Consider the following 14,646-nt stretch of genomic DNA (forward strand, 5'->3'; position numbering starts at 1 on the left):
GGCTAATTTAGGGGGTTTGAGGCCTTTTTTGGGCTTTTTTACCCCTCAAAACAGCGCTTTGTTATTGATTTCATGGCATAATTTCGGTTTTACTGCTTTTAAAACCTGGGAAAGTATTTGGGTTTACTAACTCAAACGGCTACCCGCTCATAGGACTCAAAATGAAACCTGGCATTCACCCTGAATATCGTGAAATCGTCTTTTTGGACGTTTCTAACAACTTCAGCTTCAAGACTCGCTCCACAATGGCTACTAAAGAGACCATCAAGTGGGAAGACGGCAATGAATATCCATTAGCCAAGATCGAGACTTCTTCTGAATCACATCCTTTCTACACTGGTACCCAAAAAATCATGGATACCGCTGGTCGTGTTGAGAAATTCCGTCAGAAATTCGGTAGCAAAGCAGTTGCTAAAGCTTCCGGTGACGGCGCTGCAAAAACTGCTGAGAAAAAAGCAGCTGCTGCAGAAGCCAAAGCTGCTGAAAAAGCGACAAAGAAGAAGGCTTAATACACCTCTTCATCGCAGGGTATGGGTATGCCCTTCTCTGCGAGATAATCAAGGCAGCGTTTGCTGCCTTTTTTATTGATGTTTTGTTGTACTGAATATGTTTAGTCTGAATAAGGTTCATGGTCAAACTCACTGCTGCCGCCACTAAATCGATTCCGCGCATCATTATTTTTGCGTTGACTCTGGTGTATGGTTTTGCCGGTCTTTTCTTTCGCGATCCATGGAAGAATGAAGATGCAATCGGCTTTGGTGGCATGTGGACTTTATTTCGTGGTGACACCCTCGATTGGATCGTCCCCCATCTAGCGGGTCGTGATATTTCTCTAGGAGCACCATTGCCCTATTGGATGGGCGCAACACTCATTGAATTGTTTGCTCCTTGGATTGGCGCAGCTAATGCAGCGCGTTTGTACTCTGCAGTGTGTTTCTTTAGCGCAGCACTAGCGATTTGGTATGCAACCTATCTTTTAGGTCGCCGACGTGAAGTGCAACCAATGGCTCTGGCTGTAGGCGGACAGCCTGATCTCAAAAGCTATGGCATGACTTTGGCCGATGGCGCTCTACTCATCTTTTTAGCGTGCATTGGTCTCGCACAACGTGCCCATGAAACAACGCCGATGATGGCGCAACTGATGGGCATCAGTATTGTGCTTTATGGCACGGTTCGCGGCTTAGATAAACCTTGGCAAGGTGGCTTATGGACTGGGCTAGGCGTGACGATCGTCGCACTTTCAAGTAATGTCGCATTAAGCGTCATTGTCATTGTCTCCACCATCATTGCAGTGATTGCCAGCAATGCACGTTTACGCTACCGCTGGACAATCACCAGCACATTTTTTGGCATTGTAGGCATCCTGATTTGGCCAGCACTGTGGTATCTCGCCGACCTCACACCTGAATGGCGTCATGTTGCCCAAGAGGGCTGGCGCAATACTCCAGCAATGCGTGACTTTCCGTCTTTGGAGTCTCTCGAATTTTTAAGTGTGAACTTCTGGGCTTATGCATGGCCTGTTTGGCCTTTGGCCATCATCTCGCTTGCGCACTGGGGGCGCATCAAAGAAGCGGGCGCCTGGCGCGCCCCTCACCTCTGCATTCCGTTTAGCTTATTTATTGGCTGTTTTATCTACGTGCTTTTTAGAAGCCAGGCCAATGAACATGACCTCATTATTTTGATTCCTAGCCTTTCGATCATTGCTGCGTTTAGCTTGCCCATCTTAAAGAGAAGCTTTATTAGCTTTATTGACTGGTTTGCAATGTTTAGCTTCACCATCATTGCCTTAGCAATTTGGATTATTTGGCTTGCCAAAATAACTGGCTTTCCAGAGCCCATTGCAGACAATGTCGCGCGTTATCTACCAGGATTTGAGGGTCAATTTAATATTTTGGCCTTCGTTGTAGCGCTAGTGATTACTGGCGTATGGATTGCGATCGTGCGCTGGCGAACTTCTCGTGCGCCAAAAGAAATTTGGCGTTGTTTAATCATCTCAGCATCGGGTACAACCTTGATGTGGGTGCTATTAATGACTTTATGGTTGCCAACTATTAACTATGCCAAAACATATCGCTATGTTTCTGCTCGTTTAGTGCAAGCAATGCCAGACAGCACAGAATGCATTGATACCAGTAACCTCGGTTATGCTCAGCTCGCATCATTTGATTACTTTACTAAGCTGACATTAAGAGATGACCCTAGCTGCCCTCTCTTGTTGATACATAGCCAATCAGAGGCGACAGCCTACGCACGTTTAAATAACAAGAAACTCACCCTGCTCTGGGAAGATCGTCGCGCGTCCGACCGTGACGAGCGCCTACGTCTTTACGAAGTCGTTCCGGAATAATTGTGCTGCACTTAAAGTTATCACGCCTGCGTGAGGATATCCCTGCGCTACTCAATCTCGCTGGACCCTTACTGATTGGTCAGTTAGCCGTGATTGCGTTTGGTGTTTTAGATACCGCCATGACAGCGCGTTACTCCGCAGATGACTTGGCTGCTCTAGCGATGGCTTCTGCCATTTTTATCAGTATCTATGTCGGCCTAACTGGTGTGGTTTCAGCATTAGCTCCGATTGCTGGGCAACTCTTTGGTGCAAAACGACTTCATGAAATTGGTGAGGAGGTTCGTCAAGCTGCCTGGCTTGCCTTGGGCTTAACGATTCTGGGCTGCTTCATTTTGCTCAATGCAGATGTCATTCTGGCGATCTCCAAAACGAGTCCAGAAATTGAAGACAAAGCCAAACTCTACTTACATATTTTGGCGCTTGGCTTGCCAGCGAGTATGTTGATGCGAGTATTGATGGCACTGCATAATGCCGTATCGCGCCCCGCAGTAATTACCGTTGTTCAATTAATTGGTTTGGCACTCAAATTGCCCTTAAACCTGCTATTTATATACGGCGGCTTTGGCATTGACGCTATGGGTGGCCCTGGGTGTGCTGTAGCGACCGTCATGATTAATTGGACGTGGCTCATCATCACGCTTGGCTTTGTTGTATACGATCGCTTTTACCGTCCATTTAAAATATTTGCACGCTTTAGTTGGCCTAATTGGCATCGCATTTGGACTTTACTCAAATTAGGCACACCGATTGGCTTTAGCTACCTTATCGAAGTCACCTCCTTTACCTTCATGTCCTTGTTTATTGCACGCTTAGGCACTACCGCCTTAGCTGGACACCAAATTGTTGCCAATATGGGTACGGTGATTTATATGGTGCCACTATCACTGTCGATTGCAACGATGACATTGGTATCCCAATCGATTGGAGCCAATCAGCAGGAGCGCGCAGAAGAAATTGGTTGGTCTTCTGTGCTCTTTACCACTGGTATGTGCATCACTATTGGCGTTGCCGTTTGGATATCTCGTTATCAATTACTTGATTTGTACGACCCGCCGCAGGAAGTTAAACTATTTTCTATTCCTTTAATGTTGTTCATTGCTTTTTATCAAGTCTTTGATGCGCTTCAAGTGACGGCTGCGTTTATTTTGCGCGCCTATCGCATCGCCTTTTGGCCCATGGTAATTTATGCGGGCTCTCTTTGGGGGGTAGGCCTTGGTGGAGGCTATCTTTTAGGATTTAATATTTTTGGCAATACCCCTGCCTTCTTGCAAGGAGCCAATGGGTTTTGGGCTGCCAACAGTGTTAGCCTGGGATTGGCAGCTTGTTTACTACTCTATCTATTTAGAAAAACGGCGGAACGTTATGAAAGAACGCATCCGCCGGTTCAGGTGTAGTGTTTACACGGGCCTAGAAAGCTTAACGATATCCCTGTCCTGGCGCAGGAGCAGCATAACTTGGCACCTGATTGCCTTTTGAGTACATGCACTGTTGATAAGCAATGTTGTACTGCATCTGCGCTTGGTTTTGTTTACCAGCAGAATTCATGGCTCCCATGGCGGCACCTCCGAGCATGCCTACGCCAGCACCTGTGCCGACATTTGCGTGATTACCTCCTTGAATGACAGCGCCAGCAGCAGCGCCCAACGCAGCACCAATGACGGCACTAGTTGCACCTTCTTTTAATGCAGCATCGCTAGTATCTTTCACAGCATTGGCTGCAAATTGACGGCATTGCATATCTTCTAGCTGAAATACTTCAAATGGTTTTCCTTCGCGCGGCATCACTGCAACTGTTGGCCCAGTTGGCGCAGATACACAAGCACTTAATGAAGTGATGACGGCAGCAGTCATCAATGTGATACGAGTCAAGCGATTCATAAATTACCTAGAAAAGTGGTTATCAATATTGTGGACGACTTTGTGGGGTATTGCTAGTGGGCGGAGTCGCGGGTTGAGTCTGCCACCCTGATGGGCACTCCTGTGCATACGGATAATATTTTCCACTCGCTTCACAGAAATACCAAACTGCTGGTTGTGGTTGTGCAGCCAACACCATCGGTTGCGCAGGCGGCGCATAAGTGACCACAGGGGGAGGAGCATAAACTGCTGGGGGCGCATAGTAACCAGCGTAAGGTCCATAGTAACCACCATAACCCCAATTACCACGCCAGCCGTAACCCCAGCCGCCACCGCCATAAGGTCCATATGCCGCTGGGCGCCAACCACCATAACCACCGCCAACGGTGACATTCCACCCTACGTTGCCGGCGCTCGATACCATCGGAGTGAATGCAAGCAAAGCAGCAAGAATAATTCCTAAGGCACTGAATTTGTTGATGAGTTTCATAATTGACCCCCTGTGTTTAGGCCGATTTGTCTTGAATATAGTCAGTTATTTTATGTAGATATTGAATCACCTTACCACCAATAACGCCTCAAAAACCACTAGGCTGACAGAAAAATAATTTATTTCTGAGACCTGTTTATTGGGTTAATTTTGCACCCGACTGCTGCACAACCCTACTCCACTTCAGGGATTCTTGCGTAATCAATTTCGCTAGATCTTTAGGGCTACCAGGAGCAGGATCTAAGCCGTTTGCCAAAAGGCGATTTTTGATCTCGGGTTGATTTAATGCGCTTCTGGTTAATTGATTGAGACGATTTTGAATATCTGGCGGCAGGTTCGCTGGCGCCATTAACGAGAACCAAGAGACTGCCTCAAATCCCGGCAAACCTTGCTCAGCCAATGTCGGAATTTCAGGGGCCGCTGGCGAGCGCTTGAGAGTTGTCACGCCCAAAGCTTGTACCTCACCCGCCTTAATCAAGGGCAATGATGAAGATAAATTATCAAATAACATCGAGATACGCCCACTCACCAAGTCTGGCAATGATTGAGCGCGACCCTTGTAGGGAATATGACGAATTTGCACCCCCGTCATTTCCTTAAATAATTCTCCAGACATATGCAATGAAGTGCCGACACCGGAAGATCCAAAAGTTAATTGATTCGGCTTTGCTTTTGCTAACTCGATTAACTCATGCAGATTATTTACTCCCAATTGTTTATTCACAATTAATACATTTGGGGTGCTTGCCAAAAAACTAATGGGCGTGAAATCTTTCACAGGATCAAACGTCATCTTTTCATAGAGAGCCGCATTGATCGCATGAATTCCTACAGTGCCAATTAAGAGCGTATAGCCGTCAGGGTCACTTCGCGCCACATGATCAGCACCAATATTGCCCCCAAAACCTGGACGATTCTCAACCAAGACGGGAACTCCGAGTGATTGCTGCCAACTCTCAGCCAAGATACGCGCCAAAATATCAGGAGCCCCTCCAGGGGTAAAGGTCACAATAATGCGAATGGGTTGCTTGGGCCACGAGTTACTCTGCTTGGATGAGGTTTGCGCATAAGCCATACTCATGAGCGCACTCATAGAGAAGATCAGCAGAAGTCTTATTGTTGCTTTTAAAAATATCATTTTTTATTAGCCCATTCATGGGCTATATGCCTAGAAACCCAGTCGGGATCTTAGCCACAACCAGCCATCATAACGAACAGGATCATCAGCGCATGGGCCAATGCCGCACTCGAGCAAAGTAGACACGAGATTACCCAACACGAGCAAAATAAAAAGGATGACTAATGCGTTCGCAAACCAAGAGCGTGATCGCACATCACGGTTAGGCAACATTAATAAAATTGCAAAGCCTGCAAGTAGGCCAATATAGCCAACAAAGGCCCAGGTATAAAAATGCAACTCTAAAAAGGTAGAACCAAATCCTTGATCGCCCGGCAGTATATGGAGCAATACTTGGCGCAAGGACACTGTCATACCTACAAGACCGCCGATAATGCCCCATCCATAATGTGCAGCATGCGCACCACAGCGGATATTAAGGACTAAGGCAAACCCAATCAGAACAAAACCCACCCTTTGCATTAAACACAGTGGGCATGGTAGTTCGCCAAAAAAGAGCTGATCAAAAAAGGCATAGGCTAAGGTGCCATTGACTGCCAACAATGCCAGTTGATTGCCTAAGGCTGCTAGCGAAGGAAAAGTTTGCTTACTCACGTGACTTACAGACTGATATTCAAGTGACTGTTAGCATGGAAACGGAACCAGGCCATCAAAATAAAGACGGTAATTCCCAGCATGACTAACCCAGCAAGGCGCTTCTCAAACCAGACCAATATGAGTCCGATCAACGCCGTTAGAAATGGAAGAAACATGTACATAGCAAAGATTCTAGCTCAGGATTGTGGTGATCTAAATTTCAGCAGAATTACAAGGTCTTTTGCTTGAACTTGACGTAGGGATTACATTGCTTTTGTTTAGAATGCTTCTATGAGCGAGCCAAATACACCACCCTGCCTAGTTGTCAGTATTGATGGATCGATTGCCAGGATTACTTTCAATAATCCTGCAGCACGCAATGCCATGACATGGCCTATGTATGAAGAACTGAAGGTGATTTGTGATTCATTGGCAAAAAATGCATCCGTAAGAGTGGCCATTTTTAGAGGTGCTGGTGATAAAGCGTTTGTCTCGGGTAGTGATATTGAGCAATTTGTTCATCTCCAAAAAGATGAGGCTTATGAAGTTGCTGTCGATGCCATTTTCAGCTCGCTGCAACAACTACCCTTTCCCACCATCGCATTAATTGAAGGGCTTGCTGTTGGCAGTGGATTGTTGATTGCAACCGCCTGTGATCTTCGTATCTCAACCCCTGATGCGCGCTTTGGGATACCGGTAGCCCGCACATTAGGCAATTGCTTATCACCTAGCAATCTTGCGTGGCTCAGCGCTCATCTTGGCACGCCGATGGTGAAAAAAATGTTACTCACCAGCGAGCTCATCAAAGCACCTGAATTACTTACTTCGGGTTATCTCTATGAGATCGCGCCAGCACAAGAGATCAATGCCGCTGCAGAAGCCTTAGCCAATAAGCTTGCCAGCCTTGCGCCCATTACACAAAAAGCAAGCAAGCTTGCTATCGCGCGTTTACTGCAAAGCAATTTACCTGACTGCACAGACCTCATGCGAGAGACTTATAACAGCCAGGATTTTCGAGAAGGCGTCAACGCCTTTTTAGAAGGCAGACCACCGAAGTGGGCTGGTAAGTAAAAACCTGCGTGATCGCCAGTATTGAAAAAACCTACTCTTAAACAATTTTTGTTTTGAGATTTTTCAATCCAGCAACACTGCCTTCCAGTACGTCACCTTTTTTCACGGGGCCCACGCCTGCTGGGGTACCTGAAAAAATCAAATCACCTGGCTCAAGCGTAAATAAGGTAGATAAGTAGGCGATCGTATCGGGCACATTCCAAATCAGCTGATTAAGATCACCTGACTGCCGAACTTCACCATTTACCAAGAGCTTAACTGCGCCTTGATTTGGATGACCGCACTGAGCAACTGGGGTGATCTCACCACAAGGTGCTGATTGATCAAATGCTTTACCAGTATCCCAAGGACGTCCCATCTTTTTGGCTTCACCTTGAAGATCGCGTCGTGTCATGTCCAGTCCAACCCCGTATCCATAAACGTGCTCTAAAGCTTTGTCTGCAGGAATATTGGATCCACCCTTACCAATCGCTACTACCATTTCAATTTCGTGATGCACATCATTCGAAAGATTGGGGTACGCCATGTCTTTGCCATCGGTCACAATAGAATTGGCAGGCTTCATAAAAAAGAATGGTGGCTCACGGTCAGGATCGTGACCCATTTCTCGGGCATGGTCAGCATAGTTGCGACCAACACAATAAATCCGATTCACAGCAAACCGACGACTATCCCCTGTCACTGGCAAAGAAACCTGAATTGGCGGATCAATCACAAAAGCTGAACTCATAACTTCCCTTTCTGAGGTGATTTTTATTTTTTAGCAGTATGACGCACTTTTAATAACAAAATACTCAACGCCAAAGCAAAAGTGAGAGCATTAGCTAGAATCAAGGGCCACTTTTCAATAATCAAGCCATAGACCAGCCACAAACCCACTCCCGCCGTAAATAAGGAGTACATGCCCAAGGAAATACCCGATAGATCTCGGGTACGCCAAGATTGGATAGCCTGGGGCAAAAAAGCGATCGTTGTTAAAAAAGCGGCGCAATAACCGATCATCTCCATTTGATATGGTGAGAGAGTCATACGGTTATTGTATTGAGCAGTAATCTATTGTTTCTTATTAGCGCCAGACTTGCGAGCCTCAACTTCTTTATTAATGGCTGCGATGGTTTGGGCATCTGGCGATTTCCAATTACCGCCAGAGTTGTTAACCATGTACACCAGCGCATCTGAAAACGCTTCAATGCTGAGATTGGGGTTACCGCCTTTAGCTGGCATCCCTCTCACGCCAAAATAAGCGTGCGCCGTTAAGGTCACTTGACCCTCGGCTATCAATGGAGCCCACTTCGCTTTATCACCAAATTTAGGTGCATTCAAAACGCCGGTGCCATGACAAGCGGCACATACTTGCTTATATGTTTTCTCTCCAGACTGGGCTAATGACAACCCTGAAGAAAATACCCCAACAATACCGATGAGGGTTGATATCACAATAATTCGATTCATTTTGGCGTTCTTTCTATCAAGCAATAGATAAGAATTTAGCCTAATTTGAAGAAATGTGCTCTTTTATAGATATGTTTTGGGTAAACGCCTAACCAAGACCAAAGAAAATCGCAATTCTGTAAGTAATAAAGGAGGCGATATAAGCTAATGCAAAAAGATAGCTGAGCATGATGACCGGAATCTTCCAGCCACCGGTCTCCCGCTTCACGGCAGCAATGGTAGAGAGGCACTGAGGAGCAAAAACAAACCATGCCAAAAGAGAAAGTGCCGTTGCCAATGACCAACCGCCCGAGATGAGCGGTACTAATGCCTCAGCAGCGTCTGCGCTCGAACTCGATAACGCATAAACCGTTGCAAGGGAACTCACAACAACCTCGCGCGCTGCCATACCGGGAACAAGAGCAATACTAATTTGCCAATTAAATCCAATGGGAGAAAAAATATGGGCCAACGCCTGCCCTAGCGCTCCCGCAAAGCTATATTGAATAGCTGATCCCGTTGCTCCCTCCGGCGGAAGAGGAAAGCTCGATAGAGCCCATAAACCCACGGTCATAATCAGAATGATGCCACCAACACGACGCAAGAATATTTCAGCACGTTGCCAAAGACTGATAGCTAAATTACTTACACGAGGCATGTGATAACTTGGCAACTCCATCATGAGCGCATTTGTTCTGAACTGCTCGCTTGCGAAACGCTTTAAGACCCAAGCGACGCCCATGGCACCCAAAATTCCTGCCAAATACAGCAAAAACAATACTAAGCCCTGCAAATCTATACCCGCCCAGATCTTTTGCTCTGGAATAAAGGCAGAAATCAATAGCGCGTATACGGGCAAACGCGCAGAGCACGTCATCATTGGGGCAATCAAAATGGTGACCAAACGATCGCGCGCATTCGAAATGCTTCTTGTAGCCATAATGCCGGGAATAGCACAAGCAAAACTCGACAATAGAGGAATGAATGAGCGACCCGATAGTCCAACTGACCCCATCACCCTATCCAACAAATAAGCTGCTCTGGGTAAATAACCAGATTCTTCAAGCAACAGAATAAAAAAGAACAAGATCAAAATTTGCGGCAAGAAAATAATCACGCCACCTAAGCCGGCCAAGATGCCATCGATGAGGAGGCTACGTACCCAAGTATTAGGTAAGACATTGGCGATCTGGGTACCAAGGTACTCAACAGCATCTTTGATCAATTCCATTGGCACTGCAGCCCAACTAAATACCGCCTGAAAAATACAAAACAGCAATACCACCAATATCATTGGTCCAAATACAGGATGGAGCAAAACAGAATCTAAGCGATCGCTAAAGTGATCCGGAATGATTTGATCTAATCCGAGATTCTGCAAAATCCGTTGTACTTGTATATTGTCCGATTCCGCATGGGCAATATGCGAAGCGACATTTTCTAACTGAGCATCATCAGCGCTAACAGGAAGCTGTTGCAGATGCCGCCAATCTAGAGCAGATAAATACTGCTTGATACCATCCGCACCACTTGACTCAATACCAATACTCGTAATGACTGGTAGACCCAATTCTTTTGAGAGCGCCACTGTATCAATATGAAGGCCCTGACGCTTAGCAATGTCAAGCATATTGAGCACCACTACACAGGGCAATCCAAGGCGTTTTGCCGCAAGTACAAGGCGTAAATTGCGTCGCAAGTTCATCGCACTAAGTATGCAGAGCACAAGATCAGGACGCTTCTCCCCTTCTGCGCGTCCCAGCAGAACATTGCAGGTCACACGCTCATCAAGCGACCTTGGGTAAAGACTGTACGCGCCTGGTAAATCCAAGATGCGGACATTTTTTCCAGACTCTAATAAAAGTTTTCCCTCTTTACGCTCAACAGTAACACCAGAATAGTTGGCAACCTTTTGGCGACTGCCGGTCAGCAAATTAAAGAGTGCTGTCTTTCCACAATTAGGATTTCCCAATAAAGCTACCAAAGGTTCGCTAGGGAAAAAATGAACTTTTGACTCAGGCATGCGTAATTAACTCAACCTCAATCATACGAGCCTCAGAGTGACGCAATGCAAAAGTAGAAGCGCCTACTCGAACTAAATAAGGCCCCCTTTTTAAAAGACCCTTGCGCAGCAATACAACTTGTTCACCCGGTAAAAAGCCAATATCTTCCAATTGCCCCTTCATCTGAGGAGCGTCTTTTGGAGCAGTCACTTCACTGACTCGATAAAGACTACCGAGATCTACTTGTTCTAAATTCATTCAATACAAAATGGGTTGATGCATTAATAGATTATTAATGGGTCATTATATCTTTAAATGAGAATGAATATCATTTATAAGGGAATGCTGAATAATCATCAAATAATGCAGCTTTTTGGGCCCTGGGGGCTTCATCCAAAACAAAATGCATCGACATAATGCATACTGATTAGACTCCCATTCAAGAACAACATCATGTACATACCCAAACACTTTGCGGTTGATGATCCGGTCATCCTGGCGCAACTCATTACAGAGTATCCACTGGCAACAGTCGTGGGAAATTTAGAAAACCAATTGGAGGTCAATCACCTCCCTTTGATGCTAAGTCCAGACAAAACTAAATTGCACGGCCATATTGCGCGCGTGAATCCACTTGTCAAAATTGCAGGCAGTTCTCATCCGCAGGTCACAGCCATATTTCATGGTCCTAATGCTTACGTTACGCCAGCTTGGTACCCTTCCAAAAAGGAGGCTGGCAAAGTAGTTCCCACATGGAATTACGCAGTAGTCCACGCTCAGGGCACGCTAAAACTCATTGAGGACGCACAATGGCTTAGAAATCATGTTGCGCAAATGACCAACATTCACGAACCTACCTATCAATCTAATTGGCAACTTGATGATGCTCCAGAAGACTATGTTCAGATGATGCTTAGAGCCATTATTGGAATAGAGATTGATGTCAACAGTCTGACTGGCAAATTTAAGCTTAGCCAGAACCGCCCACCGGAAGACTATGCTGCTGTTCTTAAGACTTTGGAACAATCGCCAATAGATATTTTGCAAGAAATGCGCAGGTATATGAAGCCCAATTAAGGCGTCATGTATCCATACTTTTGCAAGATAGATTTAGCCTGAGTACCCTGCATATATTGATAAAGCTCTTGGGCCTGCGGTGAAGCACCCTTGATGAGAACCATGCGCTGCTTTATCGGCTCATACAAGCCATCACCAATCAGAATGTAATTCGTGTCTTTAGCCACTTCGGAAGACTTAGCCAATGACAAGGCGGTAAACCCAAGGTCTGCTGCCCCAGTGACAACATAGTTAGTTGCAACACCTACATTGTCACCATAAACCAGCTTATCTTTAGTCAAATCGAACAATCCTTCATTTTTTAAATACTCAATAGCAGCCTTGCCATAGGGAGCTAGCTCAGGTTTGGCAATAGCTACCTTGTTTGACTTAGCAATCGCTTTGGCAATCTCTGTTTTGGTGCTTCCAATTTGGATTCCCGAAGATGTCTTCACAATCAAAGCAAGCTTACCGATTGCATAGATGGCGCCTTCATTGATCGTCTTGCCTTTTTTGTATAGCTCCAATGGAAAATGTTCATCAGCTGCAATAAAGAGACTAAATGGCGCACCGTTAAGGATCTGCGCTGAGAAATTTCCAGATGAGCCATAAACCACTTGTATCTCGGATCCACTATGAGATTTATATGATTTCAGAATTTCAGTAAAAGCGCCCTTCATATTGGCTGCTACTGCAATCTTAGTAGTCTGTGCATAAGCAGTGCTTGAGCACAATGCCAACGTTGCTAAGAATAAGAAAAAGCGAATCATGATGAAATGATTTTAGCGCTCTGAAACAATCCTAAAGCCACTCTTTGATCTGGCGGTTAAGACTCACTGCTTTATAACCGGGAGCATCACTAGAAAGGCTACGAATTTTTCGAATCAACTTTGACGATTCTGGTTGTGCAACCATTTCGTCATGCATGGCGATAAAGAAAATTTCATCCTTCAGAGGTATAAAGCCAAGCCCATTTTCTAGAGCGATATTTTTAACACCGACACCTACGTCAGCTTTTCCTGCGAGTATGGCGTTGGCTACTGCAGAATGGGTGAACTCTTCTTGTAGATAGCCATTGATATCTAAAGGTTCAATCCCCTCCTGAATGAGTAAGGTATCCAATAACAATCTCGTACCAGAGCCAATTTGGCGATTAATAAAACGGATCTTGGGATTGAGCAAATCCTCAATGGAGCGAATATGGAGTGGATTTCCTTTTTCTACAATCAGGCCCTGAGTGCGCTTCATCACCGGATAAATTTGAATATCGTTTTTAGATAAGCGCTGAATAATGGCTTTAGAGCTTTGCTTATCAGATACATGGTATCCCGCTAGGTGCGCCTCCTTATTTAGCAATCTTTCTAAAGACTCTCCGGAGCCTGCAATCTTGAGACTAAATCCTTTGACCTCTCGAATGGCTTTTTGAATAATCGAATCACTACTTGAGAGAAACTTCCAGCGCGCGCTTTCTGCTTTCTGAATCTGATTTATTTCTTTTAATAAAGTCTCTTGATAGGAATGGCCATACTTCAAATGACCAGCTTGCATTTCATCAATAAACTTAAAAAGAAAAGATCCAAACTCCGTTAACTTGGAGCCATGACCTTTGGTACGCACAATAAGAGGCATACCAAGCGTTTCTTCAACCTCATTAAGCTTTCCCCAGGCCCCTCGATAAGATGTGCCTGATCTTTTGCTAGCAACTACCAAAGAACTTCCGCTCTCAATATCTTTAAGAAGCTGAGAGAGCCAAATGAGATCTACCGAGTTTTTTCCTTGGCTTTTAACAATCAGTGAGGGACGGACTTCAATTTGCATATGTAATTTTTTGCATATTCATTCAGTATTAATGTATGCGATGATAGCCACTTAATCAACTATTTGGGGACTTTTATGAAAAAACTGATTAATCACCTATTCATCAGCTTTTTATTGGCGATCACGATTAACGGATCCCAAGCATTTGCTCAAGAAAAAAGTATTGTGGTTTCGTCAACCACCTCTACCGAGCAATCTGGCTTATTTGGATTCATTCTGCCTATCTTCAAAATGAAAACCGGCATCGATGTGAAAGTCGTCGCAGTCGGCACAGGACAAGCGTTAGACATTGGCCGTCGTGGTGATGCTGATGTGGTGTTTGTACATGACAAGCCTGCTGAAGAATTATTTGTTCAAGAAGGCTATTCAACTAAACGAAATGAGGTCATGTATAACGATTTTGTATTGATCGGACCTAAATCAGATCCAGCCAAAGTTGCTGGTGGGAAAGATATTCAAGTGGCCTTTCAAAAAATCGCTGCTGCTCAAGCCCCTTTCGTCTCACGCGGCGATAAAAGTGGCACACATGCTGCTGAACTACGTTACTGGAAAGGCGCTGGTATTGCTGTTTCACCAAGCCAAGCTTGGTATAAGGAAACAGGTTCCGGCATGGGCCCTGCCCTTAATACCGCATCTGCAATGAATGGATATATCTTGGCAGATCGTGCCACCTGGTTAAGCTTTAAAAACCGTGGTGATCTTGCCATTTTGGTACAAGGCGATCCCAAGCTCTTTAACCAATATGGAGTGATGCTAGTCAATCCCGCTAAGTACCCAGCCGTCAAAAAAGCTGAAGGACAAGCGTTTATCGACTGGATCACCTCCAAGAATGGTCAAGACGTTATTGCTAGCTATCAAA

General features: G+C 45.3%; 18 protein-coding genes. 6 read left to right on the forward strand and 12 right to left on the reverse strand.

Going from position 1 to position 14,646, the window contains the following annotated elements; all coding sequences use genetic code 11:
* Positions 1-161 precede the first annotated feature (161 nt).
* The 3 genes from KIH43_RS05585 (at position 162) to KIH43_RS05595 (ending at position 3,741) form a co-directional block, all read left to right on the forward strand.
* On the forward strand, positions 162-509 hold the full coding sequence (locus tag KIH43_RS05585) for a type B 50S ribosomal protein L31 (RefSeq protein ID WP_296967816.1): 348 nt from the start codon (positions 162-164) through the stop codon (positions 507-509).
* Between the two features lie 119 nt (positions 510-628).
* Positions 629-2,347: a hypothetical protein gene (locus KIH43_RS05590; protein WP_297718594.1), complete on the forward strand. Its 1,719-nt coding sequence runs from the start codon at positions 629-631 to the stop codon at positions 2,345-2,347.
* Positions 2,348-2,349: 2 nt separating this feature from the next.
* Entirely contained in the window at positions 2,350-3,741 is a 1,392-nt protein-coding gene (locus KIH43_RS05595) for an MATE family efflux transporter (protein WP_297718597.1), read from the forward strand.
* 22 nt (positions 3,742-3,763) lie between these two features.
* Here KIH43_RS05595 and KIH43_RS05600 read toward each other — a convergent pair whose 3' ends face one another.
* The 5 genes from KIH43_RS05600 to KIH43_RS05620 all read right to left on the reverse strand — a co-directional run bounded on the left by KIH43_RS05600 (position 3,764) and on the right by KIH43_RS05620 (position 6,590).
* Complete coding sequence (locus KIH43_RS05600; protein ID WP_297718600.1) at positions 3,764-4,225, reverse strand: glycine zipper family protein; 462 nt, start codon at positions 4,223-4,225, stop codon at positions 3,764-3,766.
* A gap of 22 nt (positions 4,226-4,247) precedes the next feature.
* A complete protein-coding gene (locus tag KIH43_RS05605) occupies positions 4,248-4,694 on the reverse strand; it encodes a hypothetical protein (RefSeq protein ID WP_297718603.1) in 447 nt (148 codons plus the stop codon).
* A gap of 136 nt (positions 4,695-4,830) precedes the next feature.
* Entirely contained in the window at positions 4,831-5,787 is a 957-nt protein-coding gene (locus KIH43_RS05610) for a tripartite tricarboxylate transporter substrate binding protein (RefSeq protein WP_296967807.1), read from the reverse strand.
* A gap of 75 nt (positions 5,788-5,862) precedes the next feature.
* The gene (locus KIH43_RS05615) at positions 5,863-6,426 is read right to left on the reverse strand and encodes a disulfide bond formation protein B (protein WP_297718606.1); all 564 of its coding nucleotides are present in this window, start codon (positions 6,424-6,426) and stop codon (positions 5,863-5,865) included.
* A gap of 5 nt (positions 6,427-6,431) precedes the next feature.
* On the reverse strand, positions 6,432-6,590 hold the full coding sequence (locus KIH43_RS05620; protein ID WP_297718608.1) for a DUF5993 family protein: 159 nt from the start codon (positions 6,588-6,590) through the stop codon (positions 6,432-6,434).
* 109 nt (positions 6,591-6,699) lie between these two features.
* Between KIH43_RS05620 and KIH43_RS05625 the strand changes: the two genes are divergently transcribed.
* Positions 6,700-7,479 carry an enoyl-CoA hydratase/isomerase family protein gene (locus KIH43_RS05625; RefSeq protein ID WP_297718610.1) on the forward strand — a complete coding sequence of 260 codons (780 nt, stop codon included), beginning with the start codon at positions 6,700-6,702 and terminating at the stop codon, positions 7,477-7,479.
* A 37-nt stretch (positions 7,480-7,516) separates the two neighbouring features.
* Here the strand turns inward: KIH43_RS05625 and KIH43_RS05630 are convergent, their stop codons facing one another.
* The 5 genes from KIH43_RS05630 to KIH43_RS05650 form a co-directional block, all read right to left on the reverse strand.
* A complete protein-coding gene (locus KIH43_RS05630; protein WP_297718613.1) occupies positions 7,517-8,209 on the reverse strand; it encodes a fumarylacetoacetate hydrolase family protein in 693 nt (230 codons plus the stop codon).
* Between the two features lie 23 nt (positions 8,210-8,232).
* Entirely contained in the window at positions 8,233-8,508 is a 276-nt protein-coding gene (locus KIH43_RS05635; RefSeq protein ID WP_296967798.1) for a SemiSWEET transporter, read from the reverse strand.
* A gap of 24 nt (positions 8,509-8,532) precedes the next feature.
* The gene (locus tag KIH43_RS05640) at positions 8,533-8,931 is read right to left on the reverse strand and encodes a c-type cytochrome (protein ID WP_296967796.1); all 399 of its coding nucleotides are present in this window, start codon (positions 8,929-8,931) and stop codon (positions 8,533-8,535) included.
* A gap of 88 nt (positions 8,932-9,019) precedes the next feature.
* Positions 9,020-10,933 carry a ferrous iron transporter B gene (locus KIH43_RS05645; protein WP_297718617.1) on the reverse strand — a complete coding sequence of 638 codons (1,914 nt, stop codon included), beginning with the start codon at positions 10,931-10,933 and terminating at the stop codon, positions 9,020-9,022.
* Positions 10,926-11,171 carry a FeoA family protein gene (locus KIH43_RS05650; RefSeq protein ID WP_297718619.1) on the reverse strand — a complete coding sequence of 82 codons (246 nt, stop codon included), beginning with the start codon at positions 11,169-11,171 and terminating at the stop codon, positions 10,926-10,928. Before KIH43_RS05650 ends, KIH43_RS05645 begins: the two co-directional genes overlap by 8 nt.
* Positions 11,172-11,366: 195 nt before the next feature.
* Between KIH43_RS05650 and KIH43_RS05655 the strand changes: the two genes are divergently transcribed.
* Positions 11,367-11,990, forward strand: a complete 624-nt coding sequence (locus KIH43_RS05655; protein ID WP_297718622.1) for an FMN-binding negative transcriptional regulator — start codon at positions 11,367-11,369, stop codon at positions 11,988-11,990.
* Here KIH43_RS05655 and modA read toward each other — a convergent pair.
* Both modA and KIH43_RS05665 read right to left on the reverse strand, forming a co-directional pair.
* Positions 11,987-12,739 (reverse strand): molybdate ABC transporter substrate-binding protein, encoded by a 753-nt coding sequence (modA, locus tag KIH43_RS05660; protein ID WP_297718625.1) that lies wholly within the window; start codon positions 12,737-12,739, stop codon positions 11,987-11,989. The genes KIH43_RS05655 and modA overlap by 4 nt on opposite strands.
* Before the next feature lie 31 nt (positions 12,740-12,770).
* Positions 12,771-13,787, reverse strand: a complete 1,017-nt coding sequence (locus KIH43_RS05665) for a substrate-binding domain-containing protein (RefSeq protein WP_297718628.1) — start codon at positions 13,785-13,787, stop codon at positions 12,771-12,773.
* Between the two features lie 75 nt (positions 13,788-13,862).
* Here KIH43_RS05665 and KIH43_RS05670 point away from each other — a divergent pair.
* Positions 13,863-14,646: substrate-binding domain-containing protein (locus KIH43_RS05670; RefSeq protein ID WP_297718631.1), on the forward strand; the 784-nt coding region annotated here is incomplete at its 3' end.

The organism is Polynucleobacter sp. (assembly GCF_018500155.2).
Taxonomy (GTDB): Bacteria; Pseudomonadota; Gammaproteobacteria; order Burkholderiales; family Burkholderiaceae; genus Polynucleobacter.

Bases quoted from the DNA above. Each gene is read 5' to 3' on its own strand.
- KIH43_RS05585 (WP_296967816.1), top strand. From the start codon at position 162: ATGAAACCTGGCATTCACCCTGAATATCGTGAAATCGTCTTTTTGGAC.
- KIH43_RS05590 (WP_297718594.1), top strand. From the start codon at position 629: ATGGTCAAACTCACTGCTGCCGCCACTAAATCGATTCCGCGCATCATT.
- KIH43_RS05600 (WP_297718600.1), bottom strand. From the start codon at position 4,225: ATGAATCGCTTGACTCGTATCACATTGATGACTGCTGCCGTCATCACT.
- KIH43_RS05605 (WP_297718603.1), bottom strand. From the start codon at position 4,694: ATGAAACTCATCAACAAATTCAGTGCCTTAGGAATTATTCTTGCTGCT.
- KIH43_RS05610 (WP_296967807.1), bottom strand. From the start codon at position 5,787: ATGAGTGCGCTCATGAGTATGGCTTATGCGCAAACCTCATCCAAGCAG.
- KIH43_RS05620 (WP_297718608.1), bottom strand. From the start codon at position 6,590: ATGTACATGTTTCTTCCATTTCTAACGGCGTTGATCGGACTCATATTG.
- KIH43_RS05625 (WP_297718610.1), top strand. From the start codon at position 6,700: ATGAGCGAGCCAAATACACCACCCTGCCTAGTTGTCAGTATTGATGGA.
- KIH43_RS05630 (WP_297718613.1), bottom strand. From the start codon at position 8,209: ATGAGTTCAGCTTTTGTGATTGATCCGCCAATTCAGGTTTCTTTGCCA.
- KIH43_RS05635 (WP_296967798.1), bottom strand. From the start codon at position 8,508: ATGACTCTCTCACCATATCAAATGGAGATGATCGGTTATTGCGCCGCT.
- KIH43_RS05640 (WP_296967796.1), bottom strand. From the start codon at position 8,931: ATGAATCGAATTATTGTGATATCAACCCTCATCGGTATTGTTGGGGTA.
- KIH43_RS05645 (WP_297718617.1), bottom strand. From the start codon at position 10,933: ATGCCTGAGTCAAAAGTTCATTTTTTCCCTAGCGAACCTTTGGTAGCT.
- KIH43_RS05650 (WP_297718619.1), bottom strand. From the start codon at position 11,171: ATGAATTTAGAACAAGTAGATCTCGGTAGTCTTTATCGAGTCAGTGAA.
- KIH43_RS05655 (WP_297718622.1), top strand. From the start codon at position 11,367: ATGTACATACCCAAACACTTTGCGGTTGATGATCCGGTCATCCTGGCG.
- modA (WP_297718625.1), bottom strand. From the start codon at position 12,739: ATGATTCGCTTTTTCTTATTCTTAGCAACGTTGGCATTGTGCTCAAGC.
- KIH43_RS05665 (WP_297718628.1), bottom strand. From the start codon at position 13,787: ATGCAAATTGAAGTCCGTCCCTCACTGATTGTTAAAAGCCAAGGAAAA.